This is a genomic window from Pseudomonas sp. RL_5y_Pfl2_69, from assembly GCF_963970465.1.
GTDB lineage: Bacteria > Pseudomonadota > Gammaproteobacteria > Pseudomonadales > Pseudomonadaceae > Aquipseudomonas.
Window position 1 is genome coordinate 1 of sequence record NZ_CAXAOU010000005.1, and the last position, 18,331, is coordinate 18,331.

Below are 18,331 nucleotides of genomic sequence, written 5' to 3' on the forward strand. Positions count from 1 at the left end.
CAGGCAGATTCCTAGGTATTACTCACCCGTCCGCCGCTCTCAAGAGAAGCAAGCTTCTCTCTACCGCTCGACTTGCATGTGTTAGGCCTGCCGCCAGCGTTCAATCTGAGCCATGATCAAACTCTTCAGTTCAAACATCTTTGGGTTTTTAAGAAACCCTAAACTTGGCTCAGCAATCGTTGGTTACATCTTTGATTTCTCGCGGAGTAACTTGTGATGCTGATAATCTTGTTGACTATCAGTCTGACTCCACAAGCACCCACACGAATTGCTTGATTCAGTTGTTAAAGAGCGGTTGGTTAGCTTTCGCTGAACCGAGGCGCGCATTCTACAGCAGCCTCTGTTGCTGTCAAGCGGTTATTTTAAGATGTTTTCAAAGTTTCCTCTGTAACATCAACCACTTGCGCTTTCGATCTCTCGTTAGCGGGAGGCGAATTCTACAGCGTTACACGCTGCTGTCAACACCTCATTTCCTGCTTCGATGACTTGAAGCTGACACTGCCGAAAACCAATCCAACTCATTGAAACTCAAGGAGTTTTACGTTTCGACTGCGCCGGAAGTGGGCGCATTATAGGCCGTCACAATTCTGGGTCAAGCACTTGTTTCACATTTCTGTCATATAACCTTTAAAGCCCCTAAAAGCAGAGGCCAGCCTGACGGCTGGCCTCTCTTCTTCTATATAGAGCTACCGCCAGCCTTACAGGCTCGGAAAGGCAAACTGCGATGCCTCATGGCTGGCCCGCTGCGGCCAGCGCTGGGTGATTGCCTTGCGACGCGTGTAAAAGCGCACACCGTCCGGGCCATAAGCATGCAAATCGCCAAACAGCGAACGCTTCCAGCCGCCGAAGCTGTGATAGGCAACCGGCACAGGCAACGGAACGTTCACCCCCACCATGCCGACTTCAATTTCATCGCAGAACAAGCGAGCCGCCTCGCCATCGCGAGTGAAGATACAGGTGCCGTTGCCGTACTCGTGATCATTGATCAGTTGCATTGCCTCTTCCAGGCTCTTGACCCGCACGATGCACAACACCGGACCGAAGATTTCTTCTTTATAGATACGCATCTCAGGCGTCACGCGATCAAACAGGCAACCTCCCAGGAAGAAGCCTTCTTCGTGACCCTTAATGCTCAGGCCGCGACCATCAACCACCAGCTCGGCGCCCGCCGCCACGCCATCGTCGACATAACCGCTCACTTTGTCACGCGCCTGCCCTGTAACCAATGGCCCCATGTCCAGACCGCAGGAAGTACCCGCACCGATTTTAAGCGCCTTGATTTGTGGAACCAGCTTGGCTACCAGGGCATCTGCCACTTGATCGCCCACACACACCGCTACCGAAATAGCCATGCAGCGTTCGCCGCACGAACCATAAGCGGCACCCATCAGTGCACTGACCGCGTTATCAAGATCCGCATCCGGCATCAGTACCGCATGGTTCTTCGCCCCGCCCAGTGCCTGAACGCGCTTGCCACGCTTGGTGCCTTCCGCATAGATGTACTCGGCAATCGGAGTTGAACCCACAAAGCTCAACGCTTTAACTTCCGGCGCCTCGATCAGTGCGTCAACGGCAGACTTGTCTCCGTGAACCACGTTCATGACGCCTTTAGGCAGACCGGCTTCCTGCAACAACTGGGCGATCAGCAGTGTCGAGCTTGGATCACGCTCCGACGGCTTCAGAATGAAACAGTTACCGCACACGATCGCCAATGGATACATCCATAGAGGAACCATGGCCGGGAAGTTGAAAGGCGTAATCCCTGCAACCACACCCAGCGGCTGAAAATCCGACCAGGCATCAATATTAGGTCCTACGTTGCGGCTGTACTCACCCTTCAGGATTTCAGGAGCTGAACAGGCGTACTCAACGTTTTCGATCCCACGCTTCAATTCACCTGCAGCATCTTCCAGCGTCTTGCCGTGCTCTTCGCTGATCAACTGGGAGATACGTGCTTCGTTCTGCTCCAGCAATTGCTTGAAGCGGAACATCACCTGGGCACGCTTGGCAGGCGGAGTGTTACGCCACGCCGGGAAGGCTGCTTTCGCCGCATCAATGGCTTGCTGAATTGTCTCGCGACTGGCCAACGGAACCTGATGAATCACTTTACCGGTGGACGGGTTAAACACATCAGCGGTGCGACCGGAATCGTTCAGCAACTCGCCATTGATCAAGTGTTGAATGGTGCTCATGGATACTCCAGAAAAGTTGTCCACAGGCGCGAACGCTGCGCGCCTGGGTGAGTGCAATTAGTGTCGCTTCTATATAGAAGCGATCAGTCGATCTGATTCAGTGCTTCGCCGACCGCATCGAACAAACGATCCAGGTCTTGCGGCTTGCTGTTGAAGGTTGGCCCGAACTGCAGGGTGTCACCGCCAAAGCGTACGTAGAAGCCGGCTTTCCACAGCTTCATCGCAGCATCGAACGGACGCACAATCGCATCGCCATCACGCGGTGCAATCTGAATTGCACCCGCCAGACCATAGTTACGGATATCAATGACGTTCTTCACACCCTTCAAACCGTGCAGTGCGTTCTCAAAATGCGGTGCCACTTCAGCCACGCTCTGCACCAGGTTTTCTTTTTGCAGCAGATCGAGCGCTGCAAGACCTGCTGCACAGGCCACAGGGTGAGCCGAATAGGTATAGCCATGAGGGAATTCAACCGCATACTCAGGCGTCGGCTGATTCATGAATGTGTGATAAATCTCGCTGGTGGCAATCACTGCGCCCATAGGGATCGCACCGTTAGTCACTTGCTTGGCAATACACATCAAGTCAGGCGTTACACCGAAGCTGTCAGCTCCGAACATCGAACCTGTACGACCAAACCCGGTAATCACCTCATCGAACACCAACAGGATGTTGTGCTGATCGCAGATTTCACGCAGGCGTTTCAGATACCCCTGAGGCGGAACCAGCACACCGGCCGAACCGGCCATAGGCTCCACAAACACCGCCGCAATGTTCGAGGCATCGTGCAGTTCGATCAACTTGAGCAATTCATCAGCCAAGGCGATCCCGCCCAGCTCCGGCATGCCGCGAGAAAACGCGTTGCTTGCCAGCAATGTGTGCGGCAAGTGATCGACATCCATCATCGCCTGGCCAAACATTTTACGGTTGCCGTTTACCCCACCCAGGCTGGTACCGGCGATGTTCACACCGTGATAGCCACGCGCACGGCCAATCATTTTGGTCTTGGTCGACTGACCTTTCAGGCGCCAGTAGGCACGCACCATCTTGACCGCTGTATCCGCACACTCCGAACCCGAGTCAGTGAAGAACACGTGATTGAGATTGCCCGGTGTCAGTTCGGTGATCTTTTCTGCCAACTTGAAGGACAGCGGGTGGCCGTACTGGAACGCCGGGGAGTAATCGAGGGTGCCCAATTGCTTGGCAACGGCTTCCTGGATTTCTGTGCGGGTATGCCCTGCGCCACAAGTCCACAAACCTGACAGCGAATCGTAGATTTGCCGACCCTTATCGTCCGTCAGATAACTGCCTTTGGCGGCCACGATAAAACGCGGATCGCGATGGAAGTTACGGTTGGCGGTGTAAGGCATCCAGTGAGCATCCAGTTTGAGCTGGCTGGTCAGGTTCAATTCGGCATTCTCGGGCATGTTCATCAGCAAAACCTCGCAAGGCGAAAGCGGCGTCGGATGTTGAAAGCGTTGTTGCACCTAAATTGCCACGCCTATAAAGTCGATGAAATCCAACTCTTCTAACCTTTAGTTAGGCGCGCACTAAACTATGAGCAGCCGTCGTCCCGATGCACTGGCCCAAGTCAGCGACTTTGATATTCGATTGCTGCGCATTTTTCGCAGCGTAGTTGAGTGCGGCGGGTTCTCGGCGGCAGAGACCGTGCTGGGTATCGGGCGCTCGGCCATCAGTCAGCAAATGAGCGACCTTGAGCAACGCCTGGGTTTGCGCCTTTGCCAGCGTGGTCGCGCGGGGTTCTCGCTGACAGAAGAAGGACGAGAGGTCTATCAGTCGGCTCTACAGTTATTGGGGGCACTTGAAAGTTTTCGCACAGAGGTCAACGGCCTGCACCAGCACTTGCGCGGCGAACTGACCATTGGCCTCACAGACAACCTCGTCACCCTGCCCCATATGCGCATCACCCATGCCCTGGCCCAACTCAAAGAGCGCGGCCCGGATGTGCAAATCCATATCCGCATGATTTCGCCCCACGAAGTGGAACAGGGAGTACTCGACGGGCGCCTGCACGTGGGCGTCGTGCCCCAGGCCAGCACGTTGTCCGGACTGGAATATCAACCGCTCTACAGCGAGCGCTCCTTGCTGTACTGCGCCGTTGGCCATCCGTTGTTTTATGTCGATGACCGGCAATTGGCGGATGCGCGGCTTAATGATCAAGATGCCATCGCTCCCACCTTTCGCCTGCCCTCCGATATTCAGGCTCACTACCAAGCGCTCAACTGCACCGCCAGTGCGTCGGACCGCGAAGGCATGGCCTTTTTGATTTTGACCGGACGCTACATCGGTTATCTGCCCGATCACTACGCCAGCCTGTGGGTTCAGCAAGGCCGGTTACGGGCGCTGAAGGCAAAAACACGCTTCTACGATCTGAGCCTCGCATCCGTCACGCGTAAGGGGCGTCGCCCGCATCTTGTACTGGAAAGTTTCCTTGAGAGCCTTGAGGCGACGCGTTAACGTGAAAAGTCTCGCTACGGTGCAGAATGCTCCCACACAGATAGCCTGGAACACCTATGACCTTTGACGTCCCTGCCCACGATGGCAAGCCTCCCAGCCGCATTCGACAAAAAAACGAAGAGGCCATTCTCAAGGCCGCTGAGGACGAGTTTGCCCGCCACGGTTTCAAAGGCACCAGCATGAACGCCATCGCACTCAGCGCCGGGCTGCCAAAGGCCAACCTGCACTATTACTTCACTAACAAGTTGGGCCTGTATATCGCGGTTCTCAGCAATATCATCGAGTTATGGGACAGCACCTTTAATGCCCTGACCGCTGAAGACGACCCCGCTCAAGCCCTGACACAGTACATCCGCGCCAAGATGGAGTTTTCCCGCCGACAGCCCCAGGCCTCCCGTGTATTTGCCATGGAAATCATCAGCGGTGGCGCCTGCCTGACCGAGTACTTCACTCAAGACTACAGAGCCTGGTTTCAAGGCAGGGCCGCCGTGTTTCAAGCCTGGATCGATGCGGGAAAAATGGACCCGGTGGATCCCGTGCACCTGATTTTCCTGTTATGGGGCAGTACGCAGCATTACGCTGATTTTTCGACACAGATTTGCCGTGTATCAGGCCGCACACACCTGAGCAAACAGGACATGCAAGCGGCCAGCGACAACCTGATTCGTATCATTCTCAAAGGCTGCGGCCTGACGCCCACTGTCTAAGCCTGGAACCGACATGCCTTCGACCCTGACGGGACTTTGCGAGTACCGCGAAGAAATCCGTAAAAGCCGCTTTATTACCTTCGCTGCGCCCATCACCAGTGCCCAGCAAGCCTTCGATTTTATCGAGCAATACAGCGATCTTGATGCGTCGCACAATTGCTGGGCCTGGAAGCTCGGGGACCAATACCGAAGCAGCGATGATGGCGAGCCAGGCGGTACAGCCGGTCGCCCGATACTCTCAGCCATTGAGGCTCAGGACTGCGACCAGGTCGCGGTGCTGGTCATCCGCTGGTATGGCGGAATTCAGTTGGGCACCGGCGGACTGGCTCGCGCCTATGGCGGTGGCGCTAACAAATGCCTGCAAAGCGCCGAAAAGCTGCCCCTGGTCAGTCGAGTAGCCCTCTCCTGCGCCTGCAGTTTCAGTGAGCTTGCTCTGGTCAAACTGCGCATCTGCGAACTGAACGGCCTGATCATCGATGAAACATTCACCGCCAATGGCGTTGACCTGCAACTGGCGCTGGCCGAAGAACAGATTGCCCCTGCACAGCTACAACTGGCTGGCCTCAGCCGCGGCAGAATTTTACTGCAGCGCCACACCTTCAAAGCTGACGAGTAAAAGTGCTACTTTCCTGCATCCATAGTTGCCCACATTCACTGTGCACCCGCCTGTGGATAACCTGAGCACATAGCGCTGCAGCCCTTACACACCATAGGTTTCAAGCACTTGTACGCTTTTTAGCCAACTCTTATCACCTTTCTATAGGACGCTACTCATGACGGCAAAACATGCACTGATCATCGGAGCTTCACGTGGCCTGGGCCTGGGTCTGGTCAAAGAGTTGCTCGCTGATGGCTGGACCGTCACTGCGACTGTTCGCGATCCCAAAAAAGCGGAAGCCCTGAAAGCCCTGGGTCCAGTCCGCATAGAGCGACTGGACATGGACAGCCAGCAAGCCATCAAGGCATTGAGCAACACGTTGAGCAACGAAGTCTTCGACCTGCTGTTTGTGAACGCCGGTGTCAAAGGCCCGGACGATCAACTGTCGGGCAACGCGACGCTGGCCGAGGTGGGGCAGCTGTTTTTCACCAACAGCGTGGCGCCGATCAATCTGGCCCGCGAGTTTGTCAGCAAGGTCCGTAAAGACAGTGGGGTACTGGCCTTTATGAGTTCTGTGCTCGGCAGCGTCACTCATCCTGACGCCCCTGAGTTGGCCCTCTACAAGGCCAGCAAAGCGGCACTCAACTCTATGACCAATACGTTTGTGCGCTACGAACTGGGCGACAACAACCCAACCGTGCTGTCCATGCATCCGGGCTGGGTGAAAACCGATATGGGGGGCGAAGGCGCGGACATTGACGTCCAGACCAGCACTCGCGGCCTGGTCGAACAGGTCAAGGCGTTTGCCGGCAAAGGCGGTCATCACTTTGTCGATTACAAGGGCCAGACGATTCCCTGGTAAGCCGCCTGCGACAAATGGCGGGAGGTTTTTTACGAGTTACGTCGCCTCCCGCCTGTAGAATGACGCCATCTGCACCCGATTTGATGAGAAAACCTTTTATGTATGACTGGCTCAATGCCCTGCCGAAAGCTGAACTGCACATGCACCTTGAGGGCTCTTTAGAGCCAGAGTTGCTGTTCTCGCTGGCAGAGCGCAACAAAATCGCCTTGCCTTGGAACGACGTCGAAACCTTGCGCAAGGCGTATGCCTTCAACAACCTGCAAGAATTCCTCGACCTTTACTACAAAGGCGCCGACGTACTGCGCACCTCTCAGGACTTCTACGACCTGACCTGGGCCTACCTGTTGCGCTGCAAGGCACAGAACGTCATTCACACCGAACCGTTCTTCGACCCGCAAACCCACACCGACCGTGGTGTTCCGTTCGAAGTCGTGCTCAATGGCATTGCCAGCGCACTCAAGGATGGCGAACAGCAACTGGGCATCACCAGCGGCCTGATCCTGAGCTTCCTGCGCCATTTGAGCGAAGAAGAAGCAGAAAAAACCCTCGACCAGGCACTGCCGTTTCGCGATGCATTTGTCGCCGTTGGTCTCGACAGTTCAGAAATGGGCCACCCGCCCAGCAAGTTCCAGCGCGTATTCGACCGGGCACGCCACGAAGGCTTCCTGACTGTCGCCCACGCCGGTGAAGAAGGTCCACCGGAGTACATCTGGGAAGCCCTCGACCTGCTGAAAATTCAGCGCATCGATCACGGCGTCCGCGCCATTGAAGATGAACGCTTGATGCAGCGCATTATCGACGAGCAAATCCCGTTGACCGTGTGCCCGCTGTCCAACACCAAGCTCTGCGTGTTTGATCACATGTCGCAGCACAACATTCTCGACATGCTTGAGCGCGGCGTGAAAGTCACGGTCAACTCCGATGACCCGGCCTACTTCGGCGGTTACATGACCGAGAACTTCCACGCGCTCTACACCGACCTAGGCATGACCCAGGACCAGGCCAAACGCCTGGCGCAAAACGGCCTGGATGCGCGGCTGGTCAAGCCGTAACACCCCCTGTGGGAGCGGGCTTGCTCGCGATGCTGACCATCAGGTGTGTCTGCCTGATCGAGTTGATGCCATCGCGGGCAAGCCCGCTCCCACAGACATCTGAAACTGCATCACCGTCAGTACCACAACAGTTTTACTGTTTTCCCGGGTACAACTTGCTCAACACCGCACACCTTTCACTGAGCATGTCGCGCAACAAACGCACCGGCTTGCTCAACTGTGCACGATGACCACACAGCAGATTGAGCGGCGCCCGTTCGCACACCAACTCAGGCAATAGCACCCTGAGCCTGCCCGCAGTTACATCGCCCGCCACATCCAGCCATGACTTGTAGGCAATGCCCTCCCCGGCGACTGCCCACAAACGCACCACGTCAGCATCATCGCTAAAACGATTGCCGGTTACGGTCAGCCCCAGCTCACGCTTGCCATCATTGAATTGCCAATGGTCGTGGACCCGCGTGCCGAGCATGTACAACAGGCAATTGTGTTGCAGCAGTTGTTCGAGCTGACGCGGTTCCCCCTTGCGCGCCAGGTAGTCGGGCGATGCACACAGCACCCGCCGATTGTCCGGGGCAACTGGCAGTGCCACCAGGCTGGAGTCTTCCGGTTCGCCGTAACGCAAAGCGATGTCCACAGGCTGGCGAAACAGATCGGCAATCCGGTCGCCCAATAACAGGCGCACAGTCAGTTGCGGATGCTCACGTTGAAACTCATCCAGCCAGGGCAGCAACAGATTACGTCCAAAATCCGAAGGGGCCGACAACTGCAACACACCGCTGACTTGATCTTGCCCACGCGCCAACAAGCGCCGCCCTTCGTCAAGACTGCTCAATGCCGTACGGGCATATTCGAGAAAGCCTTCGCCTTCGGCCGTCAGACGCAAACTGCGAGTTGAGCGCGCCAGCAATCGAGCGCCCAATTGCGCCTCTATCCGCTTGAGTGCCGCGCTGGCCACCGCAGGCGACATGTCCATCACTCGGGCAGCGGCCGACAGGCTGCCCAAATCAGCCGCGCGAACGAACAATTGCAGATCATCAAAACGCAGCATCCAGGGTTCACTCGGCCATTATCAAAAAAATATTGAAAGAGACTGCTCTTTTAGCCGGTTTTATCGTGCTGCGAAATAGCGAATTATCACTACCAGATTCTTACCCCTCTTCAGGACATGTCCGATGAAAGCTGTCGCTTACTACAATTCGCTGCCCATTCAAGACCCGCTGGCCCTGCAAGACATTGAATTGCCTGAGCCGGTCGCCGGCCCAAGGGACTTGCTGGTCGAGGTCAAAGCCATCTCCGTCAACCCGGTGGACACCAAGGTCCGTCAGAACGTACAGCCAGAAGCCGACGCTGCCAAAGTTCTGGGGTGGGATGTGGCCGGGGTCGTCAAGGCGGTGGGCAGTGACGTCAGCCTATTCAAGGTTGGCGACAAGGTGTTTTACGCCGGGTCCATCGCCCGGGCCGGGGCCAACAGCGAGCGCCATGTGGTCGATGAGCGAATTGTGGGGCACATGCCAAAAAGCCTCGACTTTGCCCAGGCAGCCGCGCTGCCGCTGACCGCCATCACCGCATGGGAGCTGTTGTTTGAGCGACTGGGTGTGGCCGAAGGTGGAAATGATGAGCAGCAGAGCCTGCTGATTGTCGGCGCAGCAGGCGGGGTAGGCTCGATCCTCACGCAACTGGCCAGCAAACTGACCGCACTCAAGGTGATTGGCAGCGCATCGCGCCCCGAAACCCAAGCCTGGGTCCGCGAGCTGGGCGCCGACATCGTTGTCGACCATAGCCAGGCACTGAGCGAGGAACTCAAGCGCCACGGCATCAATGCCGTCACCCACGTCGCCAGCCTGACCCAGACTGACCAGCATCTGGATCAGTTGGTCGAAGCCCTGGCACCTCAAGGCAAGCTGGCACTGATTGACGATCCCAAGGCGCTTGACGTTACCAAGCTCAAGCGCAAGAGCCTGTCACTGCACTGGGAGTTCATGTACACCCGCTCACTGTTCGAAACCGCGGACATGATCGAGCAGCATCACTTGCTCAATCGGGTCGCCGACCTGATCGATGCAGGTATCCTGCGCACCACCGTCGGCGAGCACTTCGGCACCATCAACGCCGCCAACCTGCGTCGCGCCCATACGCTGCTTGAAAGCGGCAAATCCAAAGGCAAAATTGTGCTCGAAGGGTTCTGATTAAGGCGACACGGGACTGATGCGGCCAACTTTCAACCGTCAGTCAGAGACTTGACCCCGGACATATTTACCCAAGTATTTCGGCATACACTGGCCTCCTTTGCGAACCGAAGGAGGCCAGTCATGAAAATCCTGATACGAGCGTTAGCAAGATCCCGTAACTGCCAATGGCAGGTTCAAATCGACCAACAAGCCGTCAATTTTCGCAGCGAGTCCGAGGCCCGAGCCTTTGTGGACACGTTGCAATCTCGCCTGCAAGCCCCGCATATCCTGCCTGCACGTTTGGCAGGCTGAATCAGATCGACTGCTGGGCGGCGATCCGGGCGGTGTACAGGCGCCGGGTCGCCATCGCCAGCCCGACCGCCAGCACTCCGCACAAGGTGATGACAATCGCCATCGGCATCGCGCTGCCATCGTGCAATACCCCCACCAATGACGCTGCTCCCGCCGCTACGCTGAACTGCAGACAACCCAGCATCGCCGATGCACTGCCGGCTCGGGCACCCTGCCCGCTCATGGCGCAGGCCGAAGCGTTGGGAATGATGCAGCCCAAACTGGCGATACAGATAAACAACGGGATCAGTAACGGCCACAGTTGCGCGGTATGCAAGGTGCTGACACCCAGCAAGACCAGCCCGGCCGCCAGATACACCCACACCATGCGCGCCAGCAAAAAGGCCGGGCCACGCTTGGCCAACAGGCGGGCGTTCAGTTGCGCCACCAGAATAAAACCGGCTGCGTTGGTACCAAACAGCCAGCCGTAATGCTCGGCGGGTACGCCATACAGTTTGATAAAGACGAAAGGCGAACCTGCGATGTAGGCAAACATCCCGGCCATTGCGATCCCCCCGGTCAGCGCATGCCCCAGGAACTCGCGGTCCTTGAGCAACCGCCCGTATTGACGCAATGCGCCGGACAGCGGCTGGCGCGGCACGTTGGCAGGAAGGCTTTCAGGCAGGCCCAGCGCTACGGCTGTTGCCGCCAACGCACTGAACACCGTCAACACCAGGAAAATCGACTGCCAGCCATACAGGTTGACCAGCAATCCGCCCAGCATCGGCGCCAGGATCGGCGCCAGGCCCATCACCAACATCAATTGCGAAAACACTTTGGCCGACTGCACGGCATCGCATTTGTCACTGACAATTGCCCGTGAGAGCACCATGCCAGCACAGCCGCCGAGTGCCTGGACAAACCGCGCGCCAATCAGCCACTCCAATGTCGGGGCAAAGGCGCACGCCAGCGATGCAACCGTGAACAGGCCAACACCCACCAGCAGTGGCACGCGCCGCCCAAAGCGGTCTGCCACAGGTCCATACGCCAGTTGCCCGATAGACAGGCCCAGGAAGTACACCGCCAGAGTGAGTTGAATTTGAGTTTCATCTGTCGCAAAGGCTTGAGCCATTGCCGGAAACCCGGGCAGGTAGAAATCGATCGCCAGGGGACCGAAGGCGCTCAGGGCACCAAGAATCAAGATTGTTCGAAGGTTCATCAGGTATCCAGATCGGGCTGCAATTAGCGCAGCCCGATAGTCTAGCCGTGGATACCGAACTTGAACATAAAGATAGCCAGCTAGCTAATAAACTGCCTTGGCCTTGTCGGAATACCGCTACCCCGCAATCGGGTGATCACCTGCATTTCAATGCGCTGTACGCGCTTCAAAACCTGCATTGGTGATCACATCAATAATCTGCAAAGGGGACACCTTGCTGTCTACCTTTACGGTTTTGCCCGCCAGATCCACTTCGACCTTCGCGTCTTTATCCACAGCCTGAACCGCACGGGTCACTGCACCAACACAGCCGCCACAGGTCATACCCTCTACTTTGAACGTTTGCATGATCACGCCTCCTGTCTGAGATATGGCTACAGCTTCAACTTTTCCATCGTGGCAAGGTCAAGCCCGTTGTTTCACGCGCTGACTGGCAATCCATGCCCTGCTCGGCCAAGCTGCAAGCCTCGGGATATAAAACAGGATACTTAGTCATGCGCCGGACCGCTTTGAGCCTAGTCAGCCTTTTGGGTCTCGCCAGTTTGCCGCTGTGGGTAAATGCCGATCAGGACTACGGTGTATTGATCATTTCCCGCGAGCGCCTTGAAGTGCCGACCAACTGCGAGGTCGGTGTGTACATCGATGATCAACTGGCCGGTCGACTGTTTCAGGAACAAGCGCTGGCTTTCAACTTGCCGGCGGCCAGCGTTGATATCCGCCTCAAACTTCTACCCGGACAAGCCCCCGGTTGCTTGCCCGGCATGCTGGTACCGCCCGCGCAGCAATTCACCCTGAAGGCCGGGGACGTGCGCAAATACCGTATCGCCCTTGGCAAGCAAGGCATGTACCTCAAGCCCGCCAAACTGGAATATTGAGCGCGGCACAAAGGAAAACCTGACGAACAGCAAGAGCCCTTGACCTTCCCATGGGGTCAAGGTCGATTCTATGGATAGATAACTTCTTGAGGAGGACTGCTCGTGCCCACCCAATTCGATCTGCCGATTGATGGCATGACTTGCGCCAGTTGCGCGGGGCGTGTGGAAAAAGCCCTGACCAAAGTACCCGGCGTGCGTTCGGCAAGCGTCAACCTGGCCACTGAACAGGCCCGCATCGAGGCGCCTGTGGACAGTTTGCCGGCATTGGTCGAGGCCGTGAAACAGGCAGGTTACAGCGTACCCGCCCACAGCCTGGAACTGGATATCAGCGGCATGACGTGCGCCTCTTGCGCAGGCCGCGTCGAAAAAGCCCTGGCCAGGGTGCCGGGAGTCAAGAGCGTCAGCGTTAACCTCGCCAGCGAACGTGCCCATGTCGAGCTGCTCGGCCAAGTCGATACCGCCCTGCTGATAAACGCTGTCAGTCAGGCCGGTTATGGCGCCAGCGTTCACCACACTGCCAAAGCGAGCGAGGATGATCAGCAAAAACGTCTGCACCGCGAGCGCTGGGCGCTGACACTGGCCATTGTGCTGGCGTTGCCGCTGGTATTGCCGATGTTGCTCGCACCATTGGGCGTGCACTGGATGCTGCCCGCCTGGGCCCAGTTCGTCCTCGCCACCCCGGTACAATTTATCCTCGGCGCACGCTTCTACGTGGCCGCCTGGAAAGCCGTCAAAGCCGGTGCCGGCAATATGGACCTGCTGGTGGCACTGGGCACCAGTGCCGGTTATGGCCTGAGCCTTTACGAGTGGGCGATTGCCGAGCCCGGCAGCATGCCCCATCTGTATTTCGAAGCTTCGGCGGTGGTGATTGCACTGGTGCTGCTGGGCAAATACCTCGAAAGCCGCGCCAAACGCCAGACTGCCAGCGCCATCCGCGCCCTGGAAGCCTTGCGACCAGAGCGCGCCCTGCGTGTGGTCGACGGGCAGGAGCAAGACGTCGCCATCAGTGACCTGCGCCTGAATGATTGGGTCCTGGTCAAACCTGGTGAGCGCTTTCCCGTAGATGGCGAAGTGGTTGAAGGCCAAAGCCATGCCGACGAAGCCCTGATCAGCGGTGAAAGCCTGCCAGTCCCCAAACAGCCTGGGGATAAAGTCACCGGAGGCGCCATTAACGGCGAGGGCCGGTTGATCATTAAAACCCTGGCCCTGGGCACTGAAACCGTACTGGCGCGCATTATCCGCCTGGTCGAAGACGCTCAGTCCGCGAAAGCCCCGATCCAGAAACTGGTGGATAAAGTCAGCCAGGTGTTCGTACCCGTGGTCCTGCTGATTGCCCTCGCGACACTGCTCGGCTGGTGGCTTTATGGCGCGCCGATTGAAACTGCGTTGATCAACGCCGTGGCTGTGCTGGTTATCGCCTGCCCTTGTGCCCTGGGCCTGGCAACGCCCACTGCGATCATGGCCGGCACTGGCGTTGCGGCCCGTTACGGGATTTTGATCAAGGATGCCGAAGCCCTCGAACGCGCCCATGAAGTCAGCGCCGTGGTTTTCGACAAAACCGGCACCCTGACCTCTGGCACCCCGCAAATTGCCCACTTCAGCGCACTGGACGGCGATGAAGCGCAGTTGTTGCAAGCCGCTGGCGCCCTGCAACGCGGTAGCGAACACCCGCTTGCCAAAGCCGTTCTGGATGCCTGCGCCGCACGCAACCTGAAGGTACCGGATGTCATGGACAGCCAATCGCTTACCGGGCGAGGTATTGCTGGCACCCTGCTAGGCCGTCGCCTGGCGCTGGGCAACCGCCGCCTGCTGGAAGAAACCGGCCTCAGTCCGGGTTCGCTCGCCGAGTCCGCCAAGGCCTGGGAAACCGAAGGCCGCACGCTGTCCTGGCTGATAGAGCAAAGCCCGCAGCCCCAAGTGCTGGGCCTCTTTGCCTTTGGTGACACACTGAAAACCGGCGCCCTCTCGGCGATCCAGCAGCTCAGTGCACGCCACATCAGTAGCCATCTGCTGACAGGCGACAACCGTGGCAGCGCGAAAGTGGTTGCCGAGGCGCTGGGAATTACCGATGTTCACGCCGAAGTGTTGCCCGCTGACAAGGCCGCAACGGTAACTGAACTGAAAAAAACCGGCGTGGTGGCCATGGTTGGCGACGGCATCAACGACGCCCCGGCACTTGCCGCCGCCGACATTGGCATCGCCATGGGTGGCGGCACCGACGTGGCCATGCATGCAGCGGGTATCACCCTGATGCGCGGCGACCCGCGACTGGTGCCGGCCGCACTGGAGATCAGCCGCAAGACCTACGCCAAGATTCGTCAAAACCTGTTCTGGGCGTTTATCTATAACGTGATCGGTATTCCACTGGCCGCCTTCGGCTTTTTGAACCCGGTACTGGCGGGTGCGGCCATGGCATTTTCCAGCGTCAGTGTGGTCAGCAACGCATTGCTGCTTAAATTCTGGAAGCCCAAGGATCTTGAATAAGGAGGCAACCCCATGAATATTGGCCAAGCCGCCAAACAAAGCGGCTTGAGCGCCAAGATGATTCGTTATTACGAGTCCATCGGCCTGCTCAAACCCGCCAGCCGCAGCGACAGCGGCTACCGCCTCTACAGCAGTGACGACCTGCACACCCTGGCGTTTATCAAACGCTCCCGTGACCTTGGGTTTTCACTGGAAGAAGTCGGCAAGCTGCTGACACTCTGGCAAGACCGCCAGCGCGCCAGCGGCGATGTGAAGGCGCTGGCGCGTCAGCACATTGATGAGTTGAATCAAAAAATCGCCGAACTGACCAGCCTGCGCGATACGTTGCACGAACTGGTCGAGAGCTGTCAGGGCGACCATCGCCCTGACTGCCCGATTCTCAAGGATCTTGAGAGTGCTTGTTGTGTCGGCTGAACAAAAAGCCCCGTAGCAGCTGCCGAAGGAACGAGGCTGCGTCCGGCGGCAAAGCCGTCGTAAATTCAGGCAACGCGGTGTTTCAGTTAAAAAGTGCACGCTGATTTTACGATTGCTTCGCAATCGGACGCAGCCTCGTTCCTTCGGCAGCTGCTACGAAAGTTCGGGGCTTACGTCAGGACTGCCTTGGCGAGCATCAACAGGCCTATCACCGCACATAACGTCGCGAAGCCTTGCTGTAGCCATTGGGCCGAAACCCTGGGGGCAATCACCCGACCGGCAATCATGCCGGTCAGGGTGGCGCCGATGAACATCACGCCTTCGCTCGACAAGCTCACACCCTGGCTCATCAGATTGCCCAAGGTGCCCAGCGATACCAGTGCCACCACCATCAGCGAGGTGGAGACCACGGCATGAATGCGCACGTCACTGAATTTTCGAAACGCAGGTACGATCAGGAATCCGCCCCCCACACTCAACAACCCCGTCAGCAAACCCGAGGTGGCACCAATCGATACCAGCGTCATGCTGCAGCGGGCATTCCAGGTCAGCCGCCCGGTAGCAGGATTGAGCATGCAGTTTTTTTCTATTGCCCCCAGGCTGCCACTCTCGCGCGCATCAGCTCTGGCCTGCAAAAACATACGCACGGAGACGAACATCATGACCCCGCTGAACATCAACACCAGCGCCCTGGCGGGGATCAATCTGGCGAGGTGCAGCCCGATCGGCGAAGTCATCGAACCCACAATCGCCATCAACGCGGCGGCCTTGTAGCGCACCAGGCCTTTGCGCAGCCCGTCCAGCGCGCCCAGTGCCGCTGCCGTACCGACCGCCAGCAATGCCACCGGCGTGGCTTGCGCCAGTGTCCACCCCAGGCCCAGGGTCAACGCCGGTATGGCCAGAATACCGCCACCGGCCCCCGTCAAACCCAGCACGACACCCACCAACATGCCTAACAGAATAATCAACATGGTCAGGTTCAGTCCGGTTTGCAGTCAGTGAACCACTCGCGCCCTTTCAGCATGCCTTGCCAGTAGAACCAGGGCAGAAACGTTGCCTTGAGCCACCAGGCCGACTTGCGGGCCACGGTCGGGTCCAGGGCAAAGGTGGGCAGCAGTTTTGCGCCATAACCAAATTCGGCCAGGATGACCTTGCCGTTTTCGACGGTCAGCGGGCATGAGCCATAGCCATCGTAGCGCTTGGGCAAAGCCGCCCCCTTGCGCAGGGCGAGCAGGTTCTCGGCCACCACGACCACTTGCTTGCGAGTCGCTGCCGCGGTTTTGGCATTGGGTGTGTTGCAGACATCGCCAAGGGCGAAAATGTCGGGGTAGCGTGGGTGTTGCAGTGTTGCCGGATCGGTCTCGAACCAGCCCGCTTTGTCCGCCAACTCGCTGCGACGGATAACGTCGGGCGCTTGCTGGGGTGGCACCACATGCAACATGTCGAACGCTTTCTCAACGCGGGTCACGCCACCGTCTGCGTCGGTTACATCAAACCAGGCGGTCTTGCCTGGCCCGTCGACCTTGACCAGATTGGACTGGAAGGCCAATTGGGCCTTATAGGCCTCAACGTATTTCATCAGTGGAGGGACGAAGGTCGGCACGCCAAACAGCACCGCCCCCGCCAGATTGAACTCAACGGCCATCGAATCCAGAACGCCACGCTTGCGCCAATGATCACAGGACAAGTACATGGCTTTTTGTGGAGCCCCCGCGCACTTGATCGGCATTCCCGGCTGGGTGAACAGCGCTTTGCCGCCCTTCAGGGTGCGCACCAGCTCCCAGGTATAGGGCGCCAGGTCATGGCGATAGTTGGACGTCACGCCGTTCTTGCCCAAGGTCTCTTCAAGGCCCTCGATATGCTCCCAGGCCAGTTGCAACCCCGGGCAAACGATCAATTGCTGATACCCCAGTTCAGTACCATCACTGAGCAGCACAACCTTGCGTTGCGGGGCGAAGGCGCACAGCGACGCCTTGATCCAGACACCACCTTTGGGCATTACGGCTGCAGTCGGGCGAACCGTGTCCTTGACATCAAAGGCACCGCCGCCAACCAGCGTCCACGCGGGCTGGTAGTAGTGCTCTGTATTGGGTTCGATCACGGCGATGCGCAATGACGCGTTGCGCTTGAGCAAGCTGGCCGACACCGAGATACCGGCCGAGCCACCACCGACCACGACAACATCGTACAGCCTGGCCTCACGCGGGGCTTGAGTCGCCGCCTGATAGAGCTTTGATGAGCGATTGCCTGTGCGGCAATACGCCAGAACGGGTTTTGGCAGCTCATTGAGCAAATGACGCAACTGCTGCGCCTGCTCAGGGGTCGCACCCGTGCTGAGTACCGGCAGGTAAGCAAAGCTCAGCCCCAGGGCCTGCGCCGCCTGCTGTATCGATGCGTGCCCGGGTTGGTCTGGGCCGCCTTCATGATCCGGACGGTTACAGATCACACTGGCAAAACCCAGTGCTGCCAAAGACTGGAGATCAGACTGCCCGATTTGACCGGCCACAGAAAATGACGTGTCGATTCGCTTGATGCTTTGCTCCATTGAGCACTCCAGGCACAACAAAAATGAATGGAATAGGTTGGGCGATGTCAGCCAGGGGAATGAGGTTGCGCTATTTTTTAAGCGCCTGGCCGCAATACAGGCCTGACAGGGTTTGCATCACAGACACCACTTCAAAGCTGGCAAGGGAATAGAAAATGTACTTCCCCATCCTTCGGGTATTGACCATGCCCTCATCGCGCAACACACCAAGCTGTTGCGAAAGAGTGGGCTGCCGGATGCCCGTCAGGGCTTCAAGTTCGCCGACATTGCGCTCACCTTGGGTCAACTGGCAGAGCAACAGCAGTCGGTCTTCATTGGCCAGGGCTTTGAGAAGGGTGCAGGCTTTGGATGCAGAGTCGCGCAGAAGTCCGATTTCTTCGCTGGTTAACTGAGCAGTCATGAAAAGCTCCGGGACGTGATAGTCGACAGTCTACGACCCGATA

Annotated in this window: 18 protein-coding genes and 1 rRNA gene; 10 read left to right on the forward strand and 9 right to left on the reverse strand. The window is 57.8% G+C overall.

Going from position 1 to position 18,331, the window contains the following annotated elements; all coding sequences use genetic code 11:
- The 3 genes from AACY07_RS10250 to AACY07_RS10260 form a co-directional block, all read right to left on the reverse strand.
- Positions 1-132, reverse strand: a 16S ribosomal RNA gene (locus AACY07_RS10250); the annotation flags it as partial.
- A gap of 566 nt (positions 133-698) precedes the next feature.
- Positions 699-2,192, reverse strand: coding sequence for a CoA-acylating methylmalonate-semialdehyde dehydrogenase (locus AACY07_RS10255; RefSeq protein ID WP_133079624.1), 1,494 nt, complete (start codon positions 2,190-2,192; stop codon positions 699-701).
- An 83-nt stretch (positions 2,193-2,275) separates the two neighbouring features.
- Positions 2,276-3,625, reverse strand: coding sequence for an aspartate aminotransferase family protein (locus tag AACY07_RS10260; protein WP_019825761.1), 1,350 nt, complete (start codon positions 3,623-3,625; stop codon positions 2,276-2,278).
- Positions 3,626-3,749: 124 nt separating this feature from the next.
- Between AACY07_RS10260 and AACY07_RS10265 the strand changes: the two genes are divergently transcribed.
- From AACY07_RS10265 to AACY07_RS10285, 5 genes are all read left to right on the forward strand, one after another.
- Positions 3,750-4,670 (forward strand): LysR family transcriptional regulator, encoded by a 921-nt coding sequence (locus tag AACY07_RS10265; RefSeq protein ID WP_133079623.1) that lies wholly within the window; start codon positions 3,750-3,752, stop codon positions 4,668-4,670.
- 56 nt (positions 4,671-4,726) lie between these two features.
- Positions 4,727-5,377 (forward strand): TetR/AcrR family transcriptional regulator, encoded by a 651-nt coding sequence (locus AACY07_RS10270; protein WP_326427434.1) that lies wholly within the window; start codon positions 4,727-4,729, stop codon positions 5,375-5,377.
- 13 nt (positions 5,378-5,390) lie between these two features.
- A complete protein-coding gene (locus AACY07_RS10275; RefSeq protein WP_339474681.1) occupies positions 5,391-5,993 on the forward strand; it encodes an IMPACT family protein in 603 nt (200 codons plus the stop codon).
- 157 nt (positions 5,994-6,150) lie between these two features.
- On the forward strand, positions 6,151-6,837 hold the full coding sequence (locus AACY07_RS10280; protein ID WP_339474682.1) for an SDR family oxidoreductase: 687 nt from the start codon (positions 6,151-6,153) through the stop codon (positions 6,835-6,837).
- 98 nt (positions 6,838-6,935) lie between these two features.
- The gene (locus AACY07_RS10285) at positions 6,936-7,889 is read left to right on the forward strand and encodes an adenosine deaminase (RefSeq protein WP_133079625.1); all 954 of its coding nucleotides are present in this window, start codon (positions 6,936-6,938) and stop codon (positions 7,887-7,889) included.
- Between the two features lie 133 nt (positions 7,890-8,022).
- Here the strand turns inward: AACY07_RS10285 and AACY07_RS10290 are convergent, their stop codons facing one another.
- Positions 8,023-8,940, reverse strand: a complete 918-nt coding sequence (locus AACY07_RS10290) for a LysR family transcriptional regulator (protein ID WP_339474683.1) — start codon at positions 8,938-8,940, stop codon at positions 8,023-8,025.
- 124 nt (positions 8,941-9,064) lie between these two features.
- Here AACY07_RS10290 and AACY07_RS10295 point away from each other — a divergent pair, with 124 nt between their 5' ends.
- Entirely contained in the window at positions 9,065-10,078 is a 1,014-nt protein-coding gene (locus AACY07_RS10295; RefSeq protein WP_339474684.1) for a zinc-binding alcohol dehydrogenase family protein, read from the forward strand.
- Between the two features lie 123 nt (positions 10,079-10,201).
- A complete protein-coding gene (locus AACY07_RS10300) occupies positions 10,202-10,372 on the forward strand; it encodes a hypothetical protein (protein ID WP_339474685.1) in 171 nt (56 codons plus the stop codon).
- Between the two features lies 1 nt (position 10,373).
- On the opposite strand, the gene AACY07_RS10305 is transcribed toward AACY07_RS10300, so the two are convergent.
- A complete protein-coding gene (locus tag AACY07_RS10305; protein ID WP_133079617.1) occupies positions 10,374-11,570 on the reverse strand; it encodes a multidrug effflux MFS transporter in 1,197 nt (398 codons plus the stop codon).
- Positions 11,571-11,717: 147 nt separating this feature from the next.
- Positions 11,718-11,918, reverse strand: a complete 201-nt coding sequence (locus AACY07_RS10310) for a heavy-metal-associated domain-containing protein (protein WP_133079616.1) — start codon at positions 11,916-11,918, stop codon at positions 11,718-11,720.
- Positions 11,919-12,064: 146 nt separating this feature from the next.
- Here AACY07_RS10310 and AACY07_RS10315 point away from each other — a divergent pair, with 146 nt between their 5' ends.
- The 3 genes from AACY07_RS10315 (at position 12,065) to cueR (ending at position 15,343) form a co-directional block, all read left to right on the forward strand.
- Complete coding sequence (locus AACY07_RS10315) at positions 12,065-12,445, forward strand: hypothetical protein (RefSeq protein WP_133079615.1); 381 nt, start codon at positions 12,065-12,067, stop codon at positions 12,443-12,445.
- A 96-nt stretch (positions 12,446-12,541) separates the two neighbouring features.
- Positions 12,542-14,929, forward strand: coding sequence for a heavy metal translocating P-type ATPase (locus tag AACY07_RS10320; protein WP_339474947.1), 2,388 nt, complete (start codon positions 12,542-12,544; stop codon positions 14,927-14,929).
- Between the two features lie 12 nt (positions 14,930-14,941).
- The gene (gene cueR, locus AACY07_RS10325; protein WP_133079613.1) at positions 14,942-15,343 is read left to right on the forward strand and encodes a Cu(I)-responsive transcriptional regulator; all 402 of its coding nucleotides are present in this window, start codon (positions 14,942-14,944) and stop codon (positions 15,341-15,343) included.
- Between the two features lie 170 nt (positions 15,344-15,513).
- Here cueR and AACY07_RS10330 read toward each other — a convergent pair whose 3' ends face one another.
- The 3 genes from AACY07_RS10330 to AACY07_RS10340 all read right to left on the reverse strand — a co-directional run bounded on the left by AACY07_RS10330 (position 15,514) and on the right by AACY07_RS10340 (position 18,288).
- Positions 15,514-16,314, reverse strand: a complete 801-nt coding sequence (locus AACY07_RS10330; RefSeq protein WP_339474686.1) for a sulfite exporter TauE/SafE family protein — start codon at positions 16,312-16,314, stop codon at positions 15,514-15,516.
- Positions 16,315-16,322: 8 nt separating this feature from the next.
- Positions 16,323-17,888 carry a TIGR01244 family sulfur transferase gene (locus AACY07_RS10335; protein ID WP_339474688.1) on the reverse strand — a complete coding sequence of 522 codons (1,566 nt, stop codon included), beginning with the start codon at positions 17,886-17,888 and terminating at the stop codon, positions 16,323-16,325.
- Between the two features lie 70 nt (positions 17,889-17,958).
- Positions 17,959-18,288, reverse strand: coding sequence for an ArsR/SmtB family transcription factor (locus AACY07_RS10340; protein ID WP_133079610.1), 330 nt, complete (start codon positions 18,286-18,288; stop codon positions 17,959-17,961).
- Positions 18,289-18,331: the final 43 nt, after the last annotated feature.

Bases quoted from the DNA above. Each gene is read 5' to 3' on its own strand.
- AACY07_RS10255 (WP_133079624.1), bottom strand. From the start codon at position 2,192: ATGAGCACCATTCAACACTTGATCAATGGCGAGTTGCTGAACGATTCC.
- AACY07_RS10260 (WP_019825761.1), bottom strand. From the start codon at position 3,625: ATGAACATGCCCGAGAATGCCGAATTGAACCTGACCAGCCAGCTCAAA.
- AACY07_RS10265 (WP_133079623.1), top strand. From the start codon at position 3,750: ATGAGCAGCCGTCGTCCCGATGCACTGGCCCAAGTCAGCGACTTTGAT.
- AACY07_RS10270 (WP_326427434.1), top strand. From the start codon at position 4,727: ATGACCTTTGACGTCCCTGCCCACGATGGCAAGCCTCCCAGCCGCATT.
- AACY07_RS10275 (WP_339474681.1), top strand. From the start codon at position 5,391: ATGCCTTCGACCCTGACGGGACTTTGCGAGTACCGCGAAGAAATCCGT.
- AACY07_RS10280 (WP_339474682.1), top strand. From the start codon at position 6,151: ATGACGGCAAAACATGCACTGATCATCGGAGCTTCACGTGGCCTGGGC.
- AACY07_RS10285 (WP_133079625.1), top strand. From the start codon at position 6,936: ATGTATGACTGGCTCAATGCCCTGCCGAAAGCTGAACTGCACATGCAC.
- AACY07_RS10290 (WP_339474683.1), bottom strand. From the start codon at position 8,940: ATGCTGCGTTTTGATGATCTGCAATTGTTCGTTCGCGCGGCTGATTTG.
- AACY07_RS10295 (WP_339474684.1), top strand. From the start codon at position 9,065: ATGAAAGCTGTCGCTTACTACAATTCGCTGCCCATTCAAGACCCGCTG.
- AACY07_RS10300 (WP_339474685.1), top strand. From the start codon at position 10,202: ATGAAAATCCTGATACGAGCGTTAGCAAGATCCCGTAACTGCCAATGG.
- AACY07_RS10305 (WP_133079617.1), bottom strand. From the start codon at position 11,570: ATGAACCTTCGAACAATCTTGATTCTTGGTGCCCTGAGCGCCTTCGGT.
- AACY07_RS10310 (WP_133079616.1), bottom strand. From the start codon at position 11,918: ATGCAAACGTTCAAAGTAGAGGGTATGACCTGTGGCGGCTGTGTTGGT.
- AACY07_RS10315 (WP_133079615.1), top strand. From the start codon at position 12,065: ATGCGCCGGACCGCTTTGAGCCTAGTCAGCCTTTTGGGTCTCGCCAGT.
- cueR (WP_133079613.1), top strand. From the start codon at position 14,942: ATGAATATTGGCCAAGCCGCCAAACAAAGCGGCTTGAGCGCCAAGATG.
- AACY07_RS10330 (WP_339474686.1), bottom strand. From the start codon at position 16,314: ATGTTGATTATTCTGTTAGGCATGTTGGTGGGTGTCGTGCTGGGTTTG.
- AACY07_RS10335 (WP_339474688.1), bottom strand. From the start codon at position 17,888: ATGGAGCAAAGCATCAAGCGAATCGACACGTCATTTTCTGTGGCCGGT.
- AACY07_RS10340 (WP_133079610.1), bottom strand. From the start codon at position 18,288: ATGACTGCTCAGTTAACCAGCGAAGAAATCGGACTTCTGCGCGACTCT.